Raw genomic sequence first — 22,607 nt, forward strand, 5'->3', positions numbered from 1 at the left:
ACGCCACGGTCGAAGATTGGCGATAGTGGAGGCCGCCGGTGAGTAGTACGGACCATTTCTCCGGACGGCCTGGTCAGAAGCGGGCGCCGACGGCGGTGCCGGACCGGGGGACGAGGAACGCCGGCGCCTTCGGCAGCGAGCCGTCCGCCGCCCGGGGGCCGGTGAGCGGGGCCGGGTCGGCGCTCAGGACCGAGGCGGCGTCCCAAGTGCCGCCGATGTTCCATGTGTTGCCGCTGGCGACGGTTTTGGACCCGACGGCAGCCGGGCGCTGGTCGGCGATGGAGAGGTTGCCGGTGAGCCTGGCGGTTCCGCCCGAGACGTCGGCGTCGAAGCCCGTACCGGCGTTGGCGTACGTGGAGTTGCGGCTCAGGGCGAGGGAGCCGGGGTTGCCGTTGTCGGTGAAGCCGTGCTTGGCGTTCTTGAACGCGACGCTGCCCCGGACGATGTGGGACACGGCCGGGGCCGGGCTGCCGCCGCCGAGTTTGAAACCGTTCCCGTCGCCCGCGAAGTCGGGGAAGTTCCAGCGGTTGAAGCCGTTGCCGTACGCCACGGTGTTCTCGATCGTGACCGGGGAGTCGAACTTCCAGGCGTCGAAGCCGTCGTCGACGTTGTTCCACAGCCGGGCGCCGCGCACCACGTTGCCCGAACCGCTGCCCTCCTTGACGGCCAGGCCGTCGGCGCTCTCGCCGTTCTTGCGGGGGTCGCGGTTGCCGTAACTGTCCAGGTTCAGGATTTGATTGTTGCTGGAGGCGCCCTGGAGCTGGAAGCCGGACTCGTAGTTGTCGTGCGTGCTCAGGCGTGCGAAGACATTGCTGTTGCAGCCGTCGCAGTACACGCCGTACGGGCCGTTGACGATCTCCAGGCCCGAGATCCGCCAGTGCGACGCCTCCATGTGGATCGCCCCGCGCTCGGCACGCGGGATGCTGCCGCCGACCGGGGTGTGGCCGGCGGGCAGCTTCTCCCCGTCGACGACCACGCGCTCGCCCTGGTGGGGCGCGAGGGTGATGGGCTGGGAGGCGGTTCCCGAGCCGGTGATGGTGATGTTGTCGGTGAGGGCGTACGTCCCGCCGCGCACGCTGATGGTGTCGCCCGGCTTCGCCAGGTCCACGGCCCGCTGAATGCTCCTCAACGGCCGGTCGAGCGTCCCCGGGCCGGAGTCGTCCCCGCCCGGCGCCACGACCAGGGTCGTCCCCGCCGCGGCTGCCGACCCCGCCGGCCCGCCCAGCGCCATGGCCACCGCGGCCCCCGCCGTCGCCACGGACCAGATCGCTGCGTTACGCATACGTCCTCCTGCCTGTACTTGCATGGGTGTCGCAGACCAGTGGCCGCCCGGGGGGTGAAGGTTGCCGGGGCACGGGACGCGGCGGGGGCGGGGAGGGCGGGCAGGCAGTTCGCGGCGAGGCTGCCGGACCCGGTCGGCGGGGTGGGGGAGGGGGCGGGCACGGGCGCGGCACCGCCCTCGGGGCTGGCGGCGGGAGTGCAGGTGCGGGGCACGCCGTGGTCCGCAGGGCCTGCCGGGCACGCCGGCTGAAGCCGGGCAGTGGGCTCGCTGCTCGGTTGTCGGGTCGGCCGTGGGCGGGGCCCTTCGCGGGGGCCGGGTGTGAGCGTGGGCACAGCACGGCTCTCGCCAGCCCGTGGACGGGAGCCACGCAGCGGGCATGCCGCCAGGGTGTTCGTCTCGGCCGTGGCCGGGTTCCCGTTCCTGCGGGCTGCGGGCTGCGGGCTGCGGGCTGCGGGCTGCGGGCTGGGGCGCGGTGCGGGGCGGGGCGGGGCGAGGGACGGGCTCCGGGTGCGGTCTCGTGTTCTGCCGGACTGGGGCCGGGCAGGGGCCCGCCGCCCGGGTGGCGGTCGGCCGTGGGCGCAGCCCCGTTCCCCCCCCGGCCGGGGCGGACGTCGGCGAGTACTGCCGGTACGGTCCGGGCCACGCACCGGCTCCGAGGGAGGCGGCCCGGGGGCCCGCCTGCCGGGACCCGGCAGGGGACCATCGCCGCCCGCCCCGGCGTTCGCGCGGTCGGCGTGCCCTGGGCGGGCGACTGGAACCGCCGGACGGCCTAGGGTGGGCGGCGTGAGTGACGATCGCCGTGCGGCACCGCTGGCCGTGTTCGACCTGGACAACACCCTCGCCGACACCGCGCACCGGCAGCGGTTCCTGGAGCGCCGGCCGCGGGACTGGGACGGGTTCTTCTCGGCGGCGCCCGAGGACCCGCCGCTCCCGGAGGGCATCGCCCTGGTCAAGGAGAGCGCGCGGGAGTGCGAGATCGTCTACCTCACCGGGCGGCCCGAGCGCTGCCGGCGCGACACGCTCGACTGGCTCGCCGCGCAGGAACTGCCGGAGGGGCGGGTGTACATGCGGCGCGACGCCGACCGCCGGCCCGCCCGGTCCACCAAGCTGGAGATCCTGCGGCGGCTCGCCCGCACCCGGGAAATCCGCGTCCTCGTGGACGACGACGAACTGGTCTGCGAGGACGCCCGGCGCGCGGGCTTCACCGTCGTACGGGCCGACTGGGCGGCCAGGTCCGCCGAGCTGAAGGTGGCGCAGGAGCGGGAAGGGCGCACCTGAGAGTTCGCGTTGGCGGAGTGTTCACCTCCGCCGGGTATCTCCGGGCACAGGGGACAGCGGACATACGGGGGATGCCATGAAGGGAAGTCGTAGGGGCACGCTCGCGGCAGCCGCGCTCGTCGGGGCCGTTCTGCTCACCGGCTGTGCGAAGCCCGACCGGAGCGAGATCGTCACCTGGACGGACGAACACGGCCGGGCCTGCACGGGCGTGGCGATCGTCGACTCCGAGGACGGCGACCGCGAGGTGAGCAGCATCGACTGCGACTACCCGCCGGAGGGCAGGCAGCCGGGCCGCTCCCCCTCGGCACCCCTGCCGGACTGAGCCGGCCGTTCGCAGCGCGGCGGGCTACTCGGACTCCTCCAGCCGGAAGCCCACCTTCAGCCCCACCTGCCAGTGGGCGATCTGCCCGTCCTCGAGCTGCCCGCGCACCTGCGTCACCTCGAACCAGTCCAGGTTGCGCAGCGTCTGCGAGGCCCGGTCGATGCCGTTGCGGATGGCCTCGTCGACGCCGTCGGGGGAGGTGCCGACGATCTCCGTGACCCGGTAGGTGTGGTTCGACATGCCGCTGCTCCTCTTCAGTGACGGGTGTCACACGTGACTCCACCGTGCCCCAAACGGCGGCGAAGCGCGAGACGTCGTCTCCCGCCCCGCCGCCGTCCAGGGGGCACAGAAATGCCACAGATGTCAGCGCACGACGCTCAGCGACAGCGCGAACCGGCCCGCCTCGTCCGTCCACCAGTGGGCCAGGTCCAGCCCCGCCGCGGACAGTTCGGCGCGCACTCCCTCCTGCCGGAACTTCGCCGACACCTCGGTGCGCAGCTCCTCGCCCGCCGCGAAGTCGACGGCGAGGTCGAGCGCCGGCACCTTCACGGTCTGCGCCGTGCGGGAGCGCAGCCGCATCTCGATCCACTCGTGCTCGGCGTCCCACAGCGCCACATGGTCGAACGCGGCGAACTCGAAGTCGGCGCCGAGCTCACGGTTGATCACGGTGAGCACGTTCTTGTTGAACGCGGCCGTCACCCCGGCCGCGTCGTCGTACGCCCGGACCAGCACCTCCTCGTCCTTGACCAGGTCCGTGCCCAGCAGCAGCGCGTCGCCCGGGGCGAGCAGGGCCCGCACGGACGCCAGGAACGCGGCACGCTCGACGGGCAGCAGGTTGCCGATCGTGCCGCCGAGGAACGCCACCAGCCGCGGCCCCGGGGTCTCCGGCAGCGTCAGCTCCGCGGTGAAGTCGGCGATCAGCGCGTGCACGTCGAGCCCCGGCCGCTCGGCGGCGAGCGCCTGCCCGGCCTGGGTGAGGGCGCTCTCGCTGACGTCGACGGGGACGTAGGTGTGCAGGTCCGACAGGGCGTCGAGCAGATGCCGCGTCTTCTCCGAGGACCCGGAGCCGAGCTCGACCAGGGTGCGGGCCCGCGTCGCCGCGGCGATGTCACCGGACCGCGCGAGGAGGATCTCCCGTTCGGCGCGCGTCGGGTAGTACTCGGGGAGTTCGGTGATCTTCTCGAAGAGGTCGCTGCCGTGGGCGTCGTAGAACCACTTCGGCGGCAGCGTCTTGGGACGGCCGGTCAGACCCCGGTGGACGTCGGCGCGCAGCGCGGCGTCCGTGGCGTCCTCGGGCAGCGTGCGGGTGAGGTGGAACGGGCTCACGTACGGGGCTCCTTGGGTGAGGCGGGTACGAAGGTGTCGGCCGGCTCCTTCAGCGGCGTGAGCAGCACGTCCGTGCGGCTCGCCGCGAGCAGCGTGCGGTCGGGCACCTCCTGCCAGTGCGGATCGTCGTCGTAGGGCTCCGAGGCCACGACGGTGCCGCCGCCGGGCCGGGTGAGATACCAGAGGGTGTCGCCCCAGGCGGTGGCGGTGATGGTGTGGCCGTCGGTGAGCAGGAGGTTGAGCCGGGAACCGGGCGCGGCGGCGGCGACCTCCAGGACCGTGTCGGCCAGCGCCTGGCCCTGTTCGTCGCCGCTCCTGAGCCGGGCCAGGACCAGGGCCCACACGAGCGCCGAGTCGTTGCGGGCCTCCAGCGACAGCAGGTCCTGTGGCGGCAGGGTGCGGGACACCGGCGCGAGCGAGCCGGGCCAGCCCTTGACCGCCCCGTTGTGGCTGAACAGCCAGGTCCCCGCAGCGAACGGCGCCGCCGCGGCCTCCGCGTCCGCACCCGACAGCGTCGCGTCCCGCACCGCGGCGAGCAGTGCCGTGGACCGTACGACCCGGGCGAGATCGGCGAACGACAGGTCCGCCCAGATCGGCCCCGCCCGGCGGTAGCGCGCCGGCACCGGATCGCCCTCGGCGTACCAGCCGACGCCGAAACCGTCGGCGTTGACCGTCCCGTACCGCTGCCGGCGGGGCGCCCACGACTGCCGGTACAGACCGTGAGGGGGCTCCACGAGGAGTCCGCCGAGCGGCTCCGCCGGTCCCACGTACGCCACATGACGGCACATCAGACGTCCTCCGAGCGGGCCGTGCGGAACCCGGAGAAGATCTGCCGCCGGATCGGGTGGTCCCAGTTGCGGAACGTGCCCCGGCAGGCCACCGCGTCCACGGCGAACGAACCGCCGCGCAGCACCTTGTAGTCGGAGCCGAAGAAGACCTCCGAGTACTCCTTGTACGGGAACGCCCTGAACCCCGGGTACGGCAGGAAGTCGCTCGCCGTCCACTCCCACACGTCGCCGATCAACTGCCGTACCCCGAGCGGCGACTCGCCGGCCGGGTAGCTCCCGGCGGGCGCCGGACGCAGATGCCGCTGGCCGAGGTTGGCGTGCTCGGGCCCCGGGTCGGCGTCGCCCCACGGGTAGCGCATGGAACGGTCACCGGCCGGGTCGTAGCGGGCCGCCTTCTCCCACTCGGCCTCCGTGGGCAGCCGGCGTCCCGCCCAGCGGGCGTAGGCGTCGGCCTCGTACCAGCACACGTGCAGCACCGGCTCGTCCGGCGGGACGACCTCGGTGACGCCGAAGCGCCGACGCAGCCACTGCCTGCCGTCGCGCCGCCAGAACAGCGGGGCCGTAAGGGAGTTCCGGCGGATGTGGGCCCAGCCGTCCGCCGTCCACCAGCGCGGGTCGTCGTAGCCGCCGTCCTCGATGAACGCCTGGTACGCGCCGTTGGTCACCGGCGTGGTGTCGATCCGGAAGGGCGCCACCTCGCGCCGGTGCGCGGGCCGTTCGTTGTCCAGGGCCCAGGGCTCGTCGGAGGTGCCCATCGTGAACGGGCCGCCCGGGACGAGGACTTCGGACGGGCCGGTGAACAGCGGCACCGGCTCCGGGTCGGGCGCGGTCAGCGCCTGCGGGCCCCGGCGCAGCTGATGGGTGATCAGCATGGTCTCGTCGTGCTGCTGTTCGTGCTGCGCGATCATCCCGAAGGCGAACCCCGCCTCCGTCAGCCGCGTCCCGTGGAACGCGGCCTTCTCCAGCACGTCCAGCGCGCGGCCGCGCACATCGGCCGCGTACGTGCGGGCCTCGGCGGGCGACAGCAGAGGCAGCTTCGGCCGCTCGGCCCGCGGATGCTCGAACGCGTCGTAGAGGCCGTCGATCTCGGGCCGTATCGCCTCGTGTCCGGCGACGGCCCGCAGCAGCCACTGCTCCTCCTGGTTTCCGATGTGCGCCAGGTCCCACACGAGCGGTGACATCAGCGGCGAGTGCTGTGCCGTCAGGTCGGGGTCCTCGACGCAGCTCGTCAGCAGGGTGGTGCGGTCGCGGGCGAGAACCAGCGAGGCGACCGCCCGCTCGCGCAGGACCTCGGGGTCGGTGGTGTCGGTCTCGACAGCCGGGCTGGTGTCGGTCATGAGCGCGGGTCCTTCCCGTGGGCGCGACCGTCCGTGCCGCGCTGTCGGTCGAGCAGGTCGTCGGCGGGGCAGCGGCCCAGGACGACATAGCGGTCCAGATGGGCCGTGACGGCCTCGACGACCTCGGGTGCGGCGCCGAGCCGGGGCAGGGCGTTCAGCGCGGCCGTGAAGCACGTGACGGCCACCTCGCGCAGTTCGGCGTCGGCGAGCCCGCTCCGGGCCGCGTCGACCCACAGCGGGTTGTGCGGCGCGGGCAGCCCCAGTGTGCGCTCGGCCAGCGGCTTCACGGCCCGGTAGGCGGTCTCGGCGGCCTCCGGGTCGTCGAACAGCGCCGCCGTCACGGCCAGCGGCACGATCCAGCCGTCGTCACCCGGCTGCGCGTCGATCATGCGCAGTTCGAGGTGGCCGCGCGGCCTGACCGGCGGGAACAGCGTCGTGACGTGGTAGTCGAGGTCCTCCCGCGTGGGCGGCCGGGGGGCGCCCGTGCGGATCCACTCGCGGAAGGTGAGCCCCTCCGGGACGTCCCAGGGCCCGCCGTCGCGCCGTACGCACATCACGGGGGAGTCCAGCACGTGCCGGGCCCAGGCGTCGCGCGGGGCGGCGTCCAGGGGTGGTCCGCCCGCCCGGCCGGGGCCGATCCGGGTCCACGTCAGCTGCCGGGTGGACAGCCAGCCGGTCGGCCGGTGACCGGCGAGCGGGGAGTTGGCGAAGGCGGCCACCAGGACCGCGCCCAGGTGATGGGCCAGCCACCAGCGCCGCACATGGCCGAGGGGCCCGGGCTCCTCGTGGCCGGCGTCCACGCACACCTGCACGGAGGCCGAGGCGCACATCATGGCGCGGCCAAAGGGGCCGGTGCGGTCGAGGCACGCCTCCATGGCGTCGTAGCGCGGTTCGCGCAGGAACCGGCGCGGTTCGTGCCAGGGATCATGGCCGAGGCCGACCAGCGTGAGGCCGTTCTCGCGCAGGACCGCGCGGACGGCGTCGAGGTCGGCGGAGACGGTGGCGATGACGTCCGTCAGCGAGGCGGCGGGGGGCGAGCTCAGCTCCAGCTGGCCGCCGGGCTCCACGGTGAGCGCCGACCTCAGGGACAGGGGCCGCAGTGCGGCGTAGGCCGCGTCGAGTCGTTCGGGTGTGACGGGGAGCTGCGGTGCGCGCAGCTCGTGGACGAGCCATTCCACCTCGACGCCGAGGCGGCGCGGCGGGCCGGTCTTGAAGCAGATGCCGCGGACCAGAGCTTCGACCTCGGCTTCGGACAGGGCGGGGTGCGGCTGGGTACAGCCACCCGCCGGGGCAGTGGGCGCATCGGACATGTCGGGATCCTCCTGAGATTCCACCATGCCACCGGTTCGGGCACTTCGGCGGCCCGAGCCGGGATCACTCGTCCCACCCAAGTCCCTCGCGTCGCTCGGCACAAGGGGGCGTTCCGGGGCGTTCCGGGGCGCTCATCGGGCTCGACCGGGCGTTTCCGGGCGCTTTCCCCGGTGTTCTCCCGTGGCGAAAACTCCGTTGCACCGCACGTCCGGTGTCACCCACGATGCCTGCGTGAGCACGACAAGACCGGCCGCGCGGCGCGCGGTCACGGCGCACACGGGGGTGGCGCCGTGAGCGCGCGCCTGCGCGGTGTCGCACAGCAGACCGAGCAGATCGTGGCGGCGGGGGCCTACCGGGCGCCGGACGGGCGCGAGGTGTCGATCGCCGACGAGCTGCGGGCCGCGCGTGAGGGCACGCGCATGTACGGTCCGGAACCGGTGCCGGCGCGGATGCCCTCCATCCGGGTGACTCGGACGCTGGTCGAGGTCACGGGCGAGAGCAGCCTGGAGGCGGCCCGCCGGCTCGGCGGACACGTGGCCGTACTGAACTTCGCCTCGGCCCGCAACCCCGGCGGCGGCTACCTCAACGGCGCCCAGGCCCAGGAAGAGGCCCTGTGCCGGGCCTCCGCGCTGTACACCTGCCTGCTCCGGGCCCGCGCGTTCTACGACCACCACCGCGCCCACCGCGACCCGTTCTACACGGACCGTGTCATCCACTCACCCGCCGTGCCCGTCTTCCGCGACGACCGGGGCCGCCTGCTGAACGAGCCGTACACCGCCGGCTTCCTGACCGCGGCAGCGCCCAACGCGGGCGTGGTGCACCGCACGGCACCCGAGCGGGCCCCGGAGCTGCCGACGGCCCTGGCCGTCCGCGCCGAACGGGTCCTGGAGACGGCCGCCGCCCACGGATACCGGCATCTGGTGCTGGGCGCGTGGGGATGCGGCGTCTTCCGCAACGACCCGGCGCAGGTCGCCGGGGCGTTCCGGACACTGCTGGAACCCGGCGGGCGCTTCGCGGGGGCCTTCGAGCACGTGGTGTTCGGGGTGCTGGACCGGACGCCGGACGCCCGGGTGCGGGGCGCGTTCGAGCAGGCCTTCAGCTCCAGCCGTAGCGCTCCCGCAGCCGGTGCCGGACGAGGTTGAACCGCATACGGTCCAGGGCGCAGGCCTCCCGGCGCATGCCGTCCTCGTGCAGACGCAGGACCCGGTCGACATCGACCCACGACTCGCGGCCCGACCGGTCCCACGGGCCGCTGCCGATCGGCACCCACTCCCGGTCGCCGTCGTGCCGCTTGCTGGACAACTGCACGGCGAGGAACGTTCCCGCCGGCTCGCGGGCGACCACGAGCACCGGGCGGTCCTTGCCGCGCCCGTCGTTCTCCTCGAAGGGCACCCACGTCCAGACGATCTCGCCGGGGTCGGGATCGCCGTCGTGCGCGGGCGAGTACTCGGTGCGCACCCGGCCCACCGCGCGCGGATCGGCCTGAGTGGTGGCGGAGGGGCCGGAGCGGCCCGGGACGTTCTCATCGGTAAACGCGGTCACCCGGGCACCCTAGACGCTGCTCCCGTGAGCCCGGCCACCGACCGGTCCGCCACACGAACGGCGTACGGTCGCTCAGGCGGCAGCGGAACGTTCCGCGACCGGCGGCGCAGGCCACTTCTCGTGCCAGCGCAGCTCCGCCTCCAACTGCGCGGCCACCTGCACCAGAAGCGGTTCGCTGTTCGCCGGGCCGAGCAACTGGGCCCCGACGGGCAGACCGTCCGCCGTGAAACCGGCGGGCACGTTGACGCCCGGCCAGCCCAGCACGTTCCACGGCCATGCGTACGGGCAGGCGGCGATCATCGCCCGGTCGGTGGCGAAACCGCTGAGTTCCAGCAGGGCGCCGATACGGGGCGGGGGAGCGGCGGTGGTGGGCGCGAGGATTACGTCGTACGAGGTGAAGAACCCGCCGATACGACGGTGCAGGACGGTTTCCGCACGCCGGGCCGCCCGCAGCGGTGCCCCGCCGAGCAGCCGGCCCAGCCGGGCCGCGTCCCGGGTGCGCCGGTCCAGCAGCGCCGGGAAGGGCGCCTCGGCCACCCGCTCGGCGATCCCGGCCGTCGCGCGCGGCACGAAGGTCAGCCCGATCTGCCCGTACGGCGGGTCCGCCTCTTCGACGGTGTGCCCCAACGCCGCCAGCTGCTCGGCGAGTTCGACGACCCGGGTCCGTACCTGAGGCAGGAGCCGGGCGGGAACGGCCGTGAACGGCGGCTTGAGGGCGAGCGCGACGCGCAGCCGCCCGGGGTCGCGGCCGACGGCCGCCGACGCGTCGACGGCCGGGGGCCGGTGCGGGTCCAGCGGGTGGTTGCCGCTCGCCGCGTCCAGCAGCAGGGCCGCGTCGGCGACCGTACGGGCCAGGGTGCCGTTGACGGTGATGCCCTGGAAGGACTCCCCGCGCGGCCAGGTGGAGATACGGCCGCGCTGTGGCTTGATGCCGACCAGATGGGTCCACGCGGCCGGGATCCGCACCGAGCCGGCGCCGTCCGAGCCGAGCGCGGCGGGCACCAGACCGGCGGCGACCGCGGCGGCCGAGCCGCCCGAGGAACCACCCGGCGTATGGGCCGTGCTCCACGGATTGCGCGTGGCCCCGAAGGCCGGCCCCTCGGTGAAGGGCCACTGCCCGAACTCGCAGGTGTTGGTCTTGCCGACGATCACGGCCCCGGCCGCGCGCAGCCGCCGCACCGCCTCGCCGTCCTCGGCGACCGGCGGGAACTCCCCGCAGCAGCCGAAGGCGGTCGGCTCACCGGCCACGTCCATGTCGTCCTTCACGGCGACGGGCACCCCGAGCAGCGGCCCCCGCACGCCCGCGGCGAGCTCCCGGTCGGCGGCCTCGGCCTCGGCGAGGGCCGCCTCGGCCCGGACGATCCGGAAGGCGTTGATGCTGCCCTGCGTCGCCTCGATCCGCGCCAGCGTCCGCTCGACCAGCGCCCGGGACGTCACGTCCCCGGCGGCCAGCGCACGGGCGGTCTCCGCCAGGCCTGCAGCACGGTCGAGCGTCATACGGACACCTCCGGAAGCAACCTCTCTACCGAACGGTAACGTCCGATGGCCGGTGGTGGTACGCCGACGACAGGAGTGGACGTTCACCCACGGGCCACCTCTACCTCACTGGGCTCATCCGCTCCTGTTCAAACCATTGACGCCCCTGCGCCTCGCCCTTACTTTCTGATCCCCCACGTCTGATCGAGTTGCCGAACCTTGTTCGGTATATCGATCCCTGTGTCTCAGGGAGAGCCGCCCGTGACCTCACACCCCGCCGCCGCCCCGTCCCGCCGTACGCTGCTGCGCGCCCTGGCCGCCCTGCCCGCCTCGGCGGTGCTGCTGGGCGAGGCGCCCGGACTGCTCGGCAGCGCCCTGGCCGCAGCGCCCCCGAACGGCTCGGCCACGCGCTACACGATCGTGCCGTTCCTGAACAGCAACGACGGCACGGTCAACGTCTACCAGTCGGACGACGCCACCGACTTCCGGCTGCTGCGCTCTTCCGCGTACACGCCACCCGCGAACCGGATCCGCGACGCGAGCGTCATCAGACACACCGACGGTTACTACTACGTCACCTACACCACGCACACCTGGCAGGACACCAGCAGGACCATCGGCTTCGCCCGCAGCTCCGACCGCGTCAACTGGACGTTCCTGTACGACTACACCGTCCCCGTCGCGAACCTCTCCCGCGCCTGGGCGCCCGAGTGGTTCGTCGACAGCGACGGCAGCGTCAGCGTCATCGTGTCCTGCTCCACCACGAACGACGAGTGGATCTTCACGCCGTATCTGCTGCGGGCCACGAACTCCGCCCTGACGGCGTGGAGTTCGCCGGTGACACTGGCGGGAATCGGCGCCAACCACATCGACACGTTCATCGTGAAGACCGGATCCACCTACCACGCCTTCCCGAAGAACGAGACGACGAAGTACATCGAGTACGCCACCGCCTCGAACCTCACCGGCCCGTACACGATCCGCAGGACGGGCGACTGGGCGGGCTGGGGCAGCTACCGCGAGGGCCCGGCGCTGGTGCGGCTCGACAACGGCGGCTGGCGCATCTTCTTCGACGGCTACGGCGACGGCAACTACTACTACTCCGACAGCTACGACACCTTCGCCACCTGGACGGCACCGGCCGCACTTCCCGGCATCTCCGGCACGGCCCGGCACTTCACGGCCGTCAAGGAGACGGTCTCCGGCGGCCCGAACCTCGCCCGGAACACCACCCGCTCCTTCCGCTCGGCCAACTACCCGACCCGCTACTGGCAGCAGCAGTCCGCACTCCTCAACCTGCCCGTGGTCAGCGGCTCCAGCACCACCGCCGAGAAGCAGGCCGCCACCTTCACGGTCGTCGCCGGCCTGGCCGACGCGACCGGCTACTCCTTCCGCGACACGGCCGGCAACTACCTGCGCCACTGGGACTTCCGCGCCCGCTTCGACGCGAACGACGGCACGAGCACGTTCGCCAAGGACGCCACGTTCGTCCTGCGGACCGGCACGGCATCGGGCTCGGTCCGGTTCGAGTCGTACAACTACCCCGGGTACTACCTGCGCCACTACGCCTACCAGCTCCGCGTGGAACGCACCGATGGGACGGACCAGTTCCGGCAGGACAGTTCGTTCGTGCCGGTGGCTGCCTGGGGGTGATCTGCACCGCTGCCGACCTGGGCACACGCCGCCATCCCGAGGCCCGTTCCTGGTCATGAATCCGCGCTCGGGCGGCGGCAAGGTGACCCGGTTCGGCCTCAGGGGCAAAGGGTGAGCGGCTGGGCGCGCGTGTCGTCCTGATGTGCCGAGGTGACGGTCACTCCGCTGATCTGGGGTTTTTGCGCCGGTTGGCGTTGAAGCGTGCTTTCTTCTGGCGATTCCCACACGTGTTCATGTCGCACCATTTGCGGGTGCGGCTTTGGCTGGTGTCGAAGAAGGCGGCTTGGCAGGTCGGCGATGCGCACAAGGCCAATTTCCCGTCTCGTTCGCCCGCGATGATGCTGATCGCGTCGGCGGCGATCACGCTGAGGGCATCTTCCACGCGGGAAGCCGAGCTGAGCCGCCATCGCCGCTCACCCTCGGGCGTCAGGATCGCCGCGGACCGGCCCTGAGCGCTGCGGTCATTGATGACGTGGACAGCAGACGCCGGGAGAGCGTCCTGGAGCGCGGCCGCTGTCGCGGCGGCGTGAATCGACTCCCTCAGTTCCCGAGCGAGGTCGAGCTGGGCGGTGGTGCAGGAGTCCACGGCGAGGCCGTTCACTGCCAGCCAGTCCATGAGTCGCTGCGGCGTGGGGATGCGCTCCACAGCGTTGCCGTGACGCTCCGACAGAGTCCCCGTGAAGCTGGTCGCCAGCACGTTGCCGAGGCGGAAGTCAGGGAAGGCAGCACGCATGGAACCACCTTAGCCGGTTGCAGCGTGGCACGGAGAACTGCTAGAACCGTCTTAGCCGGTTCGCGGTAGATCGTGGCCGGTTTCACGACGGCCAGGAGGTCTCATGTCCCGTCCAACCAGCGATGTGCAAGCCTTTGAAGCCCACGCAACCGACGCTGACCTAGACGATCTGCGCGCGCGACTGGCCGCCGCGCGGCTACCGGAGGCTGAGACGGTCCATCGCGCCGCGCCCGACCCTCGCCGATGGGAACAGGGCGTTCCTCTCGCCGATCTCGTCGATGTCGTGAACTACTGGCGCACCGGGTACGACTGGCGGCCGTTCGAGGAGCGCCTCAACCGGATCGGCCAGTTCCGTACGACCATCGATGGTCTGGGAATCCACTTCCTGCACCGCCGATCCGCGCGCGCGGATGCCACTCCTGTGATCTTGACGCACGGCTGGCCGGACAGCATTGCTCGGTTCATCGATGTAGTGGACGAGCTGGCGGATCCGGCAGATGCGGACGCGCCGGCGTTCCACGTCGTGGTGCCGTCGCTGCCAGGCTTTGGTTACAGCGACAAGCCGGCCACCACCGGGTGGGGAACCGAGAAGATCGCGGCCGCATGGGTGGAACTGATGGGAAGGCTCGGCTACAGCAAGTTCGTAGCCCACGGCGGCGACTGGGGAGGCAATATCACCACCGTCCTCGGCGGCAGGTTCCCCGCGCACGTTCTCGGCATCCACACGACGTTCGCGGAGGGACCGCCCGGGCTGACAACGGACGGGCTGACGGCGGTCGAGCGCAAGTGGACCGAGGAAACCCGCGATTTCTGGCGCCACCGCGCGGCGTACGCGAAGCAGCAGGCGACCCGGCCGCAGACCATCGGCTACTCGCTCGTCGACTCACCGGTCGGGCTTCTCGCCTGGATCCTCGACAAGTTCGCCGAGTGGTCAGACACCGAAGACAGCCCGTTCGAGACGATTTCCAGAGACCGCATTCTTGACGACGTCACCCTGTACTGGCTGACCCGGACCGGCGCTTCGGCGGCCCGCATCTACTACGAAAGCCACAACTCGCTGGACCCCGAACTTCGGGTCGACGTCCCGTCAGCACTCACCATGTATCCCCGCGACGTCGAGAAGTGTCCGCGCCCCTGGGCGCAGGAGCGGTACCGGCAGATCGTCCGATGGAGTACGCCCGAAGCCGGGGGACACTTCCCGTCGCTGGAGGTTCCCGAGTATTTCGTCAAGGACCTGCAAGAAGGCCTCGCGGCAGTGCTGGCCGCTCATCGGTGAACGCGGCTCGGCGATCGGGCACTCGATCACCGCCTGATCCGGCTCAAGGCGTTGCCCGACCCCCTGCCGGCAAAGCCTGCGCGAAAACCCGTGGCGGACCACGGCGACCACTGCTAACGTCCCGAGGGCCGTGCGAGAGAACGAGGAGGTGGTACCCGTGAACGCAGTATCGACATGGGTGCTCCCCTCCGGGGTCACGGTCGGGCGATAGGTCGTCCGGGAGCGCCGATCACGAGCCCTCCCGAAAGGCACGACCATGCACTTCACTTCCGAACAGCGCCTCGATGACGGCGTCCTCGAGCGCGAATTCACCCTCGGCGAGATCCCCGGCACGCTGTGGACGTCTGGATCCGCACCTGCCCCGCTGGTCCTGATGGCCCACAACAACGGCCTGCCCAAGGCGGAACCCCGGCTGGTGGCCCGGGCCCGGTACACCGCGGCGCGCGGCTACACGGTGGCCACCATCGACGCCGCCGGGTGCGGTGACCGTCCCCGTTCCGCCTCCGACGAGCAGGCCCGTGCCGACCTCCGGCGGGCGATGCAGGCCGGCGAGCCGGTCGACGAGATCTTGGAGTCCTTCATCGGCCCGCTGGTCGAAAATGCGGTCCCGGAATGGCGGACCACTCTGGACGCCCTCCTTGAACTGCCCGAGATCGGCGGCCCGGTCGGGTACTCCGGGGGGTGGACCGCCCTCGGCATTCGGCTGGCGGTGGTCGAGCCGCGCATCGCGGCCGCAGGCTTCTTCGCCGGGGGGTACGTGCCCCGCGCCCAGCGCGAGGAGGCCCGGCAGGTCACCATTCCGCTGCTGTTCCTGCTCCAGTGGGACGACGAAGGGAACCCCCGGCAACGGGCCCTGGACCTGTTCGAGGCCTTCGGCAGCAAGGAGAAGACGCTGCACGCCAATCCGGGCGGGCACACCGGCACCCCGTGGTTCGAGCTGGAGGACGCGTGCCGGTTCCTGGACCGACACCTGAAGTGAGGCCGGGCCCTCTGGCGGGCAGCAGACGGTAGGCACGGTCGGCCAGGATGCCGTCATCGAGGACAGGGCCCGGCCCTCGATGACGGCGGCCGCAGACGCACAACCACCCCCTCCACGCCCGGTGGCCCCAGTCGAGTACGCGGGAGACGACCCGTGCGGGGTCGACCTTGCCGGAGCGGGCGAGGTCGAGGGCGTCGGGAATGTGGTCCCGGACGTTGTCGCGGGCGACGCCCGGAACCGCTCGACCAGGTCGCGCAGCAGCTCGAAGGGCTGATCGCCGGGGCGCTCGGTCCTTCGAGCTGACAGCTGGACCGGGCTCAGGCGCCGATCGCCGCCCGGACCCGCTCGGCCCGGCTCCCGCTCCGTGGCGGCTCTATAACGGGCGTCATACCCGACGTGGAGGCGGACGCTCAAGAGAAGGCGGTGGCGGGCACCTTGGCTAACCTGCACGCGTGACCACCGACCTCACCCTCCTGCCGCGTGTCGCCCATCGCGGACAGGAGATCACCGCGCCCCGGCTCCGCGGCCTTCTCGCGCTGCTCGCCGGCGACTTGCGCACGGGCTGCAGCACCGAGCGCCTGGTGGCGGGGCTGTGGCCGGACGAGTTGCCGGAGCGGCCGGCGAAGGCGGTGCAGGTCCTGGTGTCCAGGGCGCGGGCCCAGCTGGGCGCCGACGTCATCGCCGGCACGCCGACCGGATACCGGCTCACCCTCGCCGAGGACCAGGTCGACAGCTCCGCCCTGCTGCTGCACGCCGCCGCGAGCGCGGACCGGGCCAGGGCCGGGGACCACGCGGGTTCGCTGGCCGCGGCCGAGGCCGGGCTCGCCCTGTGGGAGGGCGCCCCTGACGAGGCGTACGACACCGACGACCCGGTCGCCGCGCTGCGCGCCGAGCGCGCCCCCGTCCGTGGCACTCTCATACGCGCGCGGGCGCTCGCGCTCGCCCGCCTCGGACGGCACGCGGAGGCGGCCGGGCCGCTGGCCGTGGCCGCCGCGGATCGTCCGCGCGACGAAGAGGTGCTCGTCGAGCTACTGCGCTGCGAGGCGGCGACGGCCGGCCCGTCCGCCGCGCTGGCGCGGTACGAGGCCTACCGCCGTGAGCTGCGCGAGACGCTCGGCACGGATCCGGGCGCCGGGCTCAAGGCCCTCCAGCGGGAGCTGCTGAGCGGCGAGGCGCCCGTGGCCAGGCACGGCGTGCCGCACGAGCCGAACCCGCTGCTCGGCCGGGACGACGACATCGCGGCGGTGAGGCGGCTGCTGCGCGCCTCGCGTGCCGTCACCGTCGTCGGCCCCGGCGGCCTCGGCAAGACCCGGCTCGCGCACGCCGTCAGCCGCCGGGCCGAGCAGCGCGTGGTGTATGTCGTGCCGCTCGCCGGCGTCACCGCCGACGCGGACGTGGCCGCGGAGGTGGCTTCCGCGCTCGGCGCGGGCGAGGCACGGCACGGCGCCGTGAGCGGCCACGCCTCGGCCGACCCGGTGTCCGGCATCCTCGGCGTGCTCGGCTCCGGACCCGCTCTGCTGGTGCTGGACAACTGCGAGCAGGTCATCGAGGGTGCCGCCGGCCTCGTACGGGCCCTGGTCTCCTCCTCGAAGGACCTGCGGGTGCTCGCCACCAGCCGGGCCCCGTTGGGTCTCACGTCGGAGGCGGTGTACGCGTTGCCGGAACTCCCTCTGGACACCTCGGTCGAGCTGTTCACGCAGCGGGCCCGGGCCGCCCGGCCCGGCGTGGAACTGCCGCCGGACGAGGTGTCCGAGCTGTGCCGCCACCTCGACGGGCTGCCGCTCGCCGTGGAGTTGGCCGCGGCGCGGGTGCGGGTGCTGTCGGTGCCGGAGATCGCCCGCCGCCTCGGCGACCGGTTCGCGCTGCTGCGCGGCGGGGCACGGGACGTGCCGGAGCGCCACCGCACCCTGCACGCGGTCGTGGACTGGAGCTGGAACCTGCTCGACGAGGACGCCAGGGCGGCGATGCGCATGCTGTCCGTCTTCCCCGGTGGCTTCTCGGGCGAGGCGGCGGAGCAGGTGCTGGGCGAGGACGCGCTGTTCCTGCTGGAGGAGTTGGCCGACCAGTCGCTGCTCACCGTCGCCGACACCCCGGCCGGCGTGCGGTTCCGGATGTTGGAGACCGTACGGGAGTTCAGCGCGGCCCGGCGTGCGGAGGCGGGCGAGGAAACGGAGGCCGTCGGCCGGTTCCTCGCCTGGGCGCGGGACTTCGGGGTCGCGTACCACGACTGGCTCTTCCGCTCCGAACCGCTGACCGCCTGGGAGCGGGTCAGGGCCGAGCAGGACAACCTCGTGCTGGCCCTGCGGCACGCCCTGGCCCGTATGGACGGCCCCACCACCGCCGCCCTCACCGCCGTCCTCGCCGCCCTGTGGTCCACGGGTTCCAATTACGCCCGCCTCACCGCCCTCGCCGCGGACACCGGCCCGCCGCTGTCGCACTACCACCCCGAGCCCGAACACGTCGAAGTCGCCCGCGCCGCTGCTGTGTTGTCCACGACGAGCCTGTTCATGGGCTTCGGCCCGCACGTCGTACGCCAGCTCGTCACCCTCCGGCGGCTGCCCCCGGCCCCGCCGGACACGCTGCTGCGGGCCGTCGCGGTGGTGGTGAGCGCGATCCCGGAGATGCTGCCGCCCGACTACGACGTGCTGCACCGGCTCTGCGAGAGCGAGCAGCCGCTGCTCGCCGGCATCGCGGAGGGCGTCGCCACCTACGTCTGGGAGTCGGAGCACGACATCGACCGCGCGCTCGCCTCCGCTCGGCGGATGATCGCCGTACTGGCGCCGGTCGAGAATCCGTTCCTTCAGGTCATGGGTTACGCCCGGCTGAGCGAGCTGTGCTTGCAGACGGAGCAGGGCGAGGCCGCGTACGGACACCTCAAGGCGGCGCTCCAGGCGCTGCCGCAGCTCGGCGACGACCACGATCTCGTCGGCGTCCGCTGGGGCCTCGTCCTCGCCTGCCTGCAGCGCGGCGACCCCGACGAGGCCGAGTACTGGCTGCGGCAGGCCGAGGGCGCCAACACCGCGCAGCAGGAGGACTACAGCATGGCCCTCCTCGGGCGCGCCGAGATCGCGCTCGCCCGCGGACTGACGGAGGTCGGGCTCGGCTTGTGGCGCAGCGCCGTGCAGCCGCTGGCCGCAGCCGACTCGCTGCACGGCGGCGACCCCTTCTTCGACCGGTGGGTGCTGCAGGTCCTGGCGGTGGCGGTGACGGCGCACGCGCACGCCGGGCGTCTCGAACTGGTAGCGGAGCCGGTCGACCGGCTGCGGCAGGGGCTGCGGATCCTGCTCTCCGGTCCGCCCGGCTCCCCGATGGAGCTCCCCGTGATCGGGACGGTGCTGCACGCCCTCGGTATGGCGGGGCTCGCCTCCGGTGACGCCGGTGCCGTACGGATGATCGCGCTGGCCGAACGGCTGCGGGTGCTGCGCGACTTCCAGCCGACGATGTCGGCGGACCGCGCCCGGAAGGCGGCCGAGGACGCCGACCGGGCGGCGTACGCCGACGCGGTGTCGGAGTACGCCGCCCTGGGGCGGGACGAGTTGCGGGAGGCGGCCCGCGCGGTCATGTCGGCTACTTCGGGTCGCGGTTGAACAGTGCCGTCGACCAGCGGTAGCCGAGCGCGGTCAGACCGAGGCACCAGGCGATCGCGATCCACCCGTTGTTGCCGATCTCGGTGCCGAGCAGCAGGCCGCGCAGGGTCTCGATGGCCGGCGTGAACGGCTGGTACTCGGCGATCGGCTGGAACCAGCCCGGGATCGCGTCGATGGGGACGAAGGCGCTGGAGATGAGCGGCAGCAGGATCAGCGGCGTCGCCATGTTGCTCGCCGCCTCGGGGTTCGGGCTGGCCATTCCCATACCGACCGCGATCCAGGTGAGCGCCAGGGTGAACAGCGCGATCAGTCCGAACGCCGCCAGCCACTCCAGGGCCGTGGCGTCCCTGGACCGGAAGCCGATGGCCACGGCGATGGCACCGACCAGGACCAGACTGGCGAGCACCTGCAGCACGCTGCCGACGACGTGCCCGACGAGCACGGACCCGCGGTAGACCGCCATCGTCCGGAAGCGGGCGATGAGGCCTTCGGTCATGTCCATGGAGACGGAGATCGCGGCCCCGATCACGGTGGAGCCGATGGTCATGATCAGCAGGCCCGGGACGAGATAGGCGATGTAGTCCGAGCGGTCGGCGCCGCCGCCACCGATGCCCGCGCTCATCACGCCGCCGAAGACGTAGACGAAGAGCAACAGCAGCATGATCGGGGTGAGCAGCAGGTTCAGGGTCATGGACGGGTAGCGCCGTGCGTGCAGCAGGTTGCGTCGCAGCATCGTGGACGAGTCGCGTACGGCGAGGGAGAAAGCGCTCATCGGACGGTCTCCTTGCGCTGGTTGGGGACGCCGACACCGCCGGTCAGGGCGAAGAACACGTCGTCGAGGTCGGGGGTGTGCACGGTCAGCTCGTCCGCCTCGACGCCGGCCGAGTCCAGCCAGTCGAGGATGGCGCGCAGCTCCCGCTGGCTGCCGTCGCTGGGGATCTGCAGCGACAGCGCCTCGTCGATGGGGGTCCCCCCGCTCGAGCGAAGCCGAGAGTGGGGGAGGGTGGCCTCGCGCAGGGCGACGGCGGCGGACCGGTACGCGGCCGGGTCGGTGAACCGCAGCCGCACGTGCCCGCCCGGGACGAGCCGCTTCAGCTCGTCGGCGCTTCCCTCGGCGGCGATCTTGCCGTCGCTCAGCACCGCGATGCGGTCGGCGAGCTCGTCGGCCTCCTCCAGGTACTGGGTGGTGAGGAAGACGGTGACGCCGCCGGAGACCAGTTCGCGGATGATCTGCCACATGTTGTGCCGGGAGCGCGGGTCGAGGCCGGTGGTCGGCTCGTCGAGGAAGATGATCCGCGGATCGCCGACCAGCGTCATGGCGATGTCGAGGCGGCGCTTCATGCCGCCCGAGTAGGTGGAGACGGGCTTCTTCGCCGCCTCCACCAGGTCCAGGCGTTCAAGGAGTTCGGCGGCGGTGCGGCGGCCCTCGCCGCGGGAGAGGTGGTGCAGGTCCGCCATGAGGAGCATGTTCTCCTCCCCGGTGATCAGCCCGTCCACGGCGGAGAACTGCCCGGTGACACCGATCGCGGCCCGCACCGCCTGCGGCGCGGTGGCCAGGTCGTGGCCGCCGACGTGCAACTCGCCGGCGTCGGCGGTGATGAGGGTGGAGAGGATCTTGACGGCGGTGGTCTTGCCGGCGCCGTTCGGGCCGAGCAGGGAGAAGACGGTGCCGGTCGGCACCGCCAGGTCGATGCCGTCGAGGACCGTCTTGTCCCCGTACGCCTTGCGCAGTCCCTCGGCCGCGATGGCGAGTGAGCGGGATGTCGTTGTCGTCATGCCGCAGAGGGTGCGGCAGGGCGCATTCAGCGCGGTTTCAGGGTGCTTTCAACGCCCTGAAACCGGGCGTTGCCGTCAGGGCACCAACGCGGCGGTCAGGTGTGGGAGAGGGCGAAGGAGACGAGGAAGCCGCTGACGGTGACAAGCCCGATGGCCAGGTGGGCCTCGTCGAACGCCTCAGGGATCATCGTGTCGGCGATCATGGCGAGGATCGCCCCGGCCGCCACTGCGGTCACCGCGGCGATCACGGCGGGGGAGAAGGAACCGACCACCGTGTAACCGAGGACGGCCGACACCGTGCTGGCCGCGGCGATCGTCGCCCAGACGCCGAAGACGTACCCCTTGGTGCGGCCGGCCTTCTTCATCCCCGCCGAACTGGACAGCCCCTCGGGGACGTTGCTGATGAACACCGCGGCCACGGTCACGAGGCTGACCGCACCGCCGTCGAGCAGGCTGACGCCGATCACCGCGGACTCCGGCACACCGTCGAGCAGGGCGCCGAGAGCGAGCGCCGTCCCGGACCCGCCCTGCTCGGCCTCCGACGGCTGCGCCTGCGCCCGATCGCGACCGGAGCGCTTGCGGTGGCGCGCACCCCGGCGGGCCAGCCACACGTTGCCCCCGGTGTAGGCCAAGGCGCCGACGAGGGTGCCGACGGCCGCGGGGGCGAGCCCCGCCTGCTCGTACGCCTCACCGACCAGTTCGAAGGAGACCGCTGAGATCAGCACTCCGGCCCCGAAGGCCATCACGATCGCGATCACCTTCTGCGGCACCCGCAGCCCGTATCCCAGCGCGGCACCCAGCAGCAGCGCCGAGCCCGCCACCAGCCCCCACAGTCCAGCCTGTACCACTTCAGCCATGCCGACCCGTCTACCCGCTCAGGATGTGGATCAACGGGTCAGAGGACAGAGCGACGGGTTCAGTATTGCTCGTTCTCCATGAACGCTCCGTCCGCGTGACTGTCCGCGCCCAGGGCGTCGGCGGCGACGGTCGGGTCGAAGCCGGGCGGGCTGTCCTTCAGGGCCAGGCCCATGCCGGCGAGCTTTACCTTGACCTCGTCGATGGACTTCGCACCGAAGTTGCGGATGTCCAGGAGGTCCGCCTCGGAGCGGGTGATGAGCTCACCCACGGAGTGGACGCCCTCGCGCTTGAGGCAGTTGTACGACCGGACGGTGAGGTCGAGGTCCTCGATGGGCAGTACCAGGTCGGCGGCGAGGGCGGCGTCCGTGGGGGACGGGCCCATGTCGATGCCCTCGGCGTCGAAGTTGAGCTCGCGGGCGAGACCGAACAGCTCGACCAGGGTCTTGCCGGCCGACGCCATGGCGTCACGCGGACGCATGGCCTGCTTGGTCTCGACGTCGACGATCAGCTTGTCGAAGTCGGTCCGCTGCTCGACACGCGTGGCCTCGACCTTGTACGTGACCTTGAGCACCGGCGAGTAGATCGAGTCGACCGGGATCCGGCCGATCTCCTGGCCGGCCTGCTTGTTCTGCACGGCGGAGACGTAACCGCGGCCACGCTCGACCGTCAGCTCCATCTCCAGCTTGCCCTTGCCGTTGAGCGTGGCGAGGACGAGGTCGGGGTTGTGCACCTCGACACCGGCCGGCGGCGCGATGTCGGCGGCGGTGACCAGACCCGGGCCCTGCTTGCGCAGGTACATCACGACGGGCTCGTCCTGCTCACTGCTCACGACCAGCTGCTTGATGTTGAGGATCAGGTCGGTGACGTCCTCCTTGACGCCCGGCACGGTCGTGAACTCGTGCAGGACACCGTCGACGCGGATGGACGTCACAGCCGCGCCGGGGATCGACGACAGGAGGGTGCGGCGGAGGGAGTTGCCGAGGGTGTAACCGAAGCCCGGCTCCAGCGGCTCGATCACGAACCGGGAGCGGAACTCGTCGACGACCTCTTCGGTCAGGGACGGACGCTGAGCAATCAGCACGG

20 protein-coding genes and 1 pseudogene are annotated in these 22,607 nt (G+C 72.2%); 7 read left to right on the plus strand and 14 right to left on the minus strand.

The features are described 5' to 3' along the window. Nucleotides 1-73 precede the first annotated feature (73 nt). A complete protein-coding gene (locus tag QF034_RS36665) occupies nucleotides 74-1,282 on the minus strand; it encodes a right-handed parallel beta-helix repeat-containing protein (protein ID WP_307178959.1) in 1,209 nt (402 codons plus the stop codon). Nucleotides 1,283-2,065: 783 nt separating this feature from the next. On the opposite strand from QF034_RS36665, the gene QF034_RS36670 reads away from it, so the two are divergent. Together QF034_RS36670 and QF034_RS36675 are read left to right on the plus strand one after the other, a co-directional pair. Next, nucleotides 2,066-2,560, plus strand: a complete 495-nt coding sequence (locus tag QF034_RS36670; protein WP_307178960.1) for a phosphatase domain-containing protein — start codon at nucleotides 2,066-2,068, stop codon at nucleotides 2,558-2,560. A 76-nt stretch (nucleotides 2,561-2,636) separates the two neighbouring features. Beyond that, a complete protein-coding gene (locus QF034_RS36675; RefSeq protein ID WP_307178961.1) occupies nucleotides 2,637-2,882 on the plus strand; it encodes a hypothetical protein in 246 nt (81 codons plus the stop codon). Between the two features lie 24 nt (nucleotides 2,883-2,906). On the opposite strand, the gene QF034_RS36680 is transcribed toward QF034_RS36675, so the two are convergent. From QF034_RS36680 to egtA, 5 genes are all read right to left on the minus strand, one after another. Continuing rightward, a complete protein-coding gene (locus tag QF034_RS36680) occupies nucleotides 2,907-3,122 on the minus strand; it encodes a dodecin (RefSeq protein ID WP_307178962.1) in 216 nt (71 codons plus the stop codon). 123 nt (nucleotides 3,123-3,245) lie between these two features. Continuing rightward, complete coding sequence (egtD, locus tag QF034_RS36685; protein ID WP_307178963.1) at nucleotides 3,246-4,208, minus strand: L-histidine N(alpha)-methyltransferase; 963 nt, start codon at nucleotides 4,206-4,208, stop codon at nucleotides 3,246-3,248. Then, nucleotides 4,205-4,996, minus strand: a complete 792-nt coding sequence (gene egtC, locus QF034_RS36690) for an ergothioneine biosynthesis protein EgtC (RefSeq protein ID WP_307178964.1) — start codon at nucleotides 4,994-4,996, stop codon at nucleotides 4,205-4,207. The genes egtD and egtC overlap by 4 nt, the downstream gene beginning before the upstream one ends. Next, nucleotides 4,996-6,333, minus strand: coding sequence for an ergothioneine biosynthesis protein EgtB (gene egtB, locus QF034_RS36695; RefSeq protein WP_307178965.1), 1,338 nt, complete (start codon nucleotides 6,331-6,333; stop codon nucleotides 4,996-4,998). Before egtB ends, egtC begins: the two co-directional genes overlap by 1 nt. Then, nucleotides 6,330-7,643, minus strand: a complete 1,314-nt coding sequence (egtA, locus tag QF034_RS36700; RefSeq protein WP_307178966.1) for an ergothioneine biosynthesis glutamate--cysteine ligase EgtA — start codon at nucleotides 7,641-7,643, stop codon at nucleotides 6,330-6,332. Before egtA ends, egtB begins: the two co-directional genes overlap by 4 nt. Nucleotides 7,644-7,934: 291 nt before the next feature. Here egtA and QF034_RS36705 point away from each other — a divergent pair, with 291 nt between their 5' ends. After that, a complete protein-coding gene (locus QF034_RS36705) occupies nucleotides 7,935-8,786 on the plus strand; it encodes a TIGR02452 family protein (RefSeq protein ID WP_307178967.1) in 852 nt (283 codons plus the stop codon). On the opposite strand, the gene QF034_RS36710 is transcribed toward QF034_RS36705, so the two are convergent. Continuing rightward, on the minus strand, nucleotides 8,740-9,186 hold the full coding sequence (locus QF034_RS36710) for a type II toxin-antitoxin system PemK/MazF family toxin (protein ID WP_307178968.1): 447 nt from the start codon (nucleotides 9,184-9,186) through the stop codon (nucleotides 8,740-8,742). The two genes, QF034_RS36705 and QF034_RS36710, sit on opposite strands and share 47 nt — an antisense overlap. A gap of 72 nt (nucleotides 9,187-9,258) precedes the next feature. After that, nucleotides 9,259-10,683 carry an amidase gene (locus tag QF034_RS36715; protein ID WP_307178969.1) on the minus strand — a complete coding sequence of 475 codons (1,425 nt, stop codon included), beginning with the start codon at nucleotides 10,681-10,683 and terminating at the stop codon, nucleotides 9,259-9,261. A gap of 240 nt (nucleotides 10,684-10,923) precedes the next feature. On the opposite strand from QF034_RS36715, the gene QF034_RS36720 reads away from it, so the two are divergent. Further along, the gene (locus tag QF034_RS36720) at nucleotides 10,924-12,315 is read left to right on the plus strand and encodes a glycoside hydrolase family 43 protein (RefSeq protein WP_307178970.1); all 1,392 of its coding nucleotides are present in this window, start codon (nucleotides 10,924-10,926) and stop codon (nucleotides 12,313-12,315) included. A 157-nt stretch (nucleotides 12,316-12,472) separates the two neighbouring features. Here the strand turns inward: QF034_RS36720 and QF034_RS36725 are convergent, their stop codons facing one another. Continuing rightward, the gene (locus tag QF034_RS36725) at nucleotides 12,473-13,048 is read right to left on the minus strand and encodes a CGNR zinc finger domain-containing protein (RefSeq protein ID WP_307178971.1); all 576 of its coding nucleotides are present in this window, start codon (nucleotides 13,046-13,048) and stop codon (nucleotides 12,473-12,475) included. Between the two features lie 103 nt (nucleotides 13,049-13,151). Here QF034_RS36725 and QF034_RS36730 point away from each other — a divergent pair, with 103 nt between their 5' ends. Both QF034_RS36730 and QF034_RS36735 read left to right on the plus strand, forming a co-directional pair. Then, nucleotides 13,152-14,324 carry an epoxide hydrolase family protein gene (locus QF034_RS36730; protein WP_307178972.1) on the plus strand — a complete coding sequence of 391 codons (1,173 nt, stop codon included), beginning with the start codon at nucleotides 13,152-13,154 and terminating at the stop codon, nucleotides 14,322-14,324. A 256-nt stretch (nucleotides 14,325-14,580) separates the two neighbouring features. Next, entirely contained in the window at nucleotides 14,581-15,303 is a 723-nt protein-coding gene (locus tag QF034_RS36735) for a dienelactone hydrolase family protein (RefSeq protein WP_307178973.1), read from the plus strand. A 127-nt stretch (nucleotides 15,304-15,430) separates the two neighbouring features. On the opposite strand, the pseudogene QF034_RS36740 reads toward QF034_RS36735, so the two are convergent. Continuing rightward, nucleotides 15,431-15,532: pseudogene (locus QF034_RS36740) on the minus strand (zinc-dependent alcohol dehydrogenase); the annotation flags it as partial. Nucleotides 15,533-15,755: 223 nt separating this feature from the next. Between QF034_RS36740 and QF034_RS36745 the strand changes: the two are divergent. Then, entirely contained in the window at nucleotides 15,756-18,890 is a 3,135-nt protein-coding gene (locus QF034_RS36745; protein WP_307178974.1) for an ATP-binding protein, read from the plus strand. Here the strand turns inward: QF034_RS36745 and QF034_RS36750 are convergent. The 4 genes from QF034_RS36750 to QF034_RS36765 all read right to left on the minus strand — a co-directional run bounded on the left by QF034_RS36750 (nucleotide 18,871) and on the right by QF034_RS36765 (nucleotide 22,605). Beyond that, nucleotides 18,871-19,662, minus strand: coding sequence for an ABC transporter permease (locus QF034_RS36750; RefSeq protein ID WP_307178975.1), 792 nt, complete (start codon nucleotides 19,660-19,662; stop codon nucleotides 18,871-18,873). The genes QF034_RS36745 and QF034_RS36750 overlap by 20 nt on opposite strands. Next, nucleotides 19,659-20,666 carry an ATP-binding cassette domain-containing protein gene (locus QF034_RS36755; RefSeq protein ID WP_307178976.1) on the minus strand — a complete coding sequence of 336 codons (1,008 nt, stop codon included), beginning with the start codon at nucleotides 20,664-20,666 and terminating at the stop codon, nucleotides 19,659-19,661. The genes QF034_RS36750 and QF034_RS36755 overlap by 4 nt, the downstream gene beginning before the upstream one ends. A gap of 95 nt (nucleotides 20,667-20,761) precedes the next feature. Continuing rightward, nucleotides 20,762-21,523 carry a ZIP family metal transporter gene (locus QF034_RS36760; RefSeq protein WP_307178977.1) on the minus strand — a complete coding sequence of 254 codons (762 nt, stop codon included), beginning with the start codon at nucleotides 21,521-21,523 and terminating at the stop codon, nucleotides 20,762-20,764. Between the two features lie 59 nt (nucleotides 21,524-21,582). Then, nucleotides 21,583-22,605 (minus strand): DNA-directed RNA polymerase subunit alpha, encoded by a 1,023-nt coding sequence (locus QF034_RS36765; RefSeq protein ID WP_307178978.1) that lies wholly within the window; start codon nucleotides 22,603-22,605, stop codon nucleotides 21,583-21,585. Nucleotides 22,606-22,607 lie beyond the last annotated feature (2 nt).

The organism is Streptomyces africanus (assembly GCF_030816955.1).
Classification (GTDB): domain Bacteria; phylum Actinomycetota; class Actinomycetes; order Streptomycetales; family Streptomycetaceae; genus Streptomyces; species Streptomyces africanus.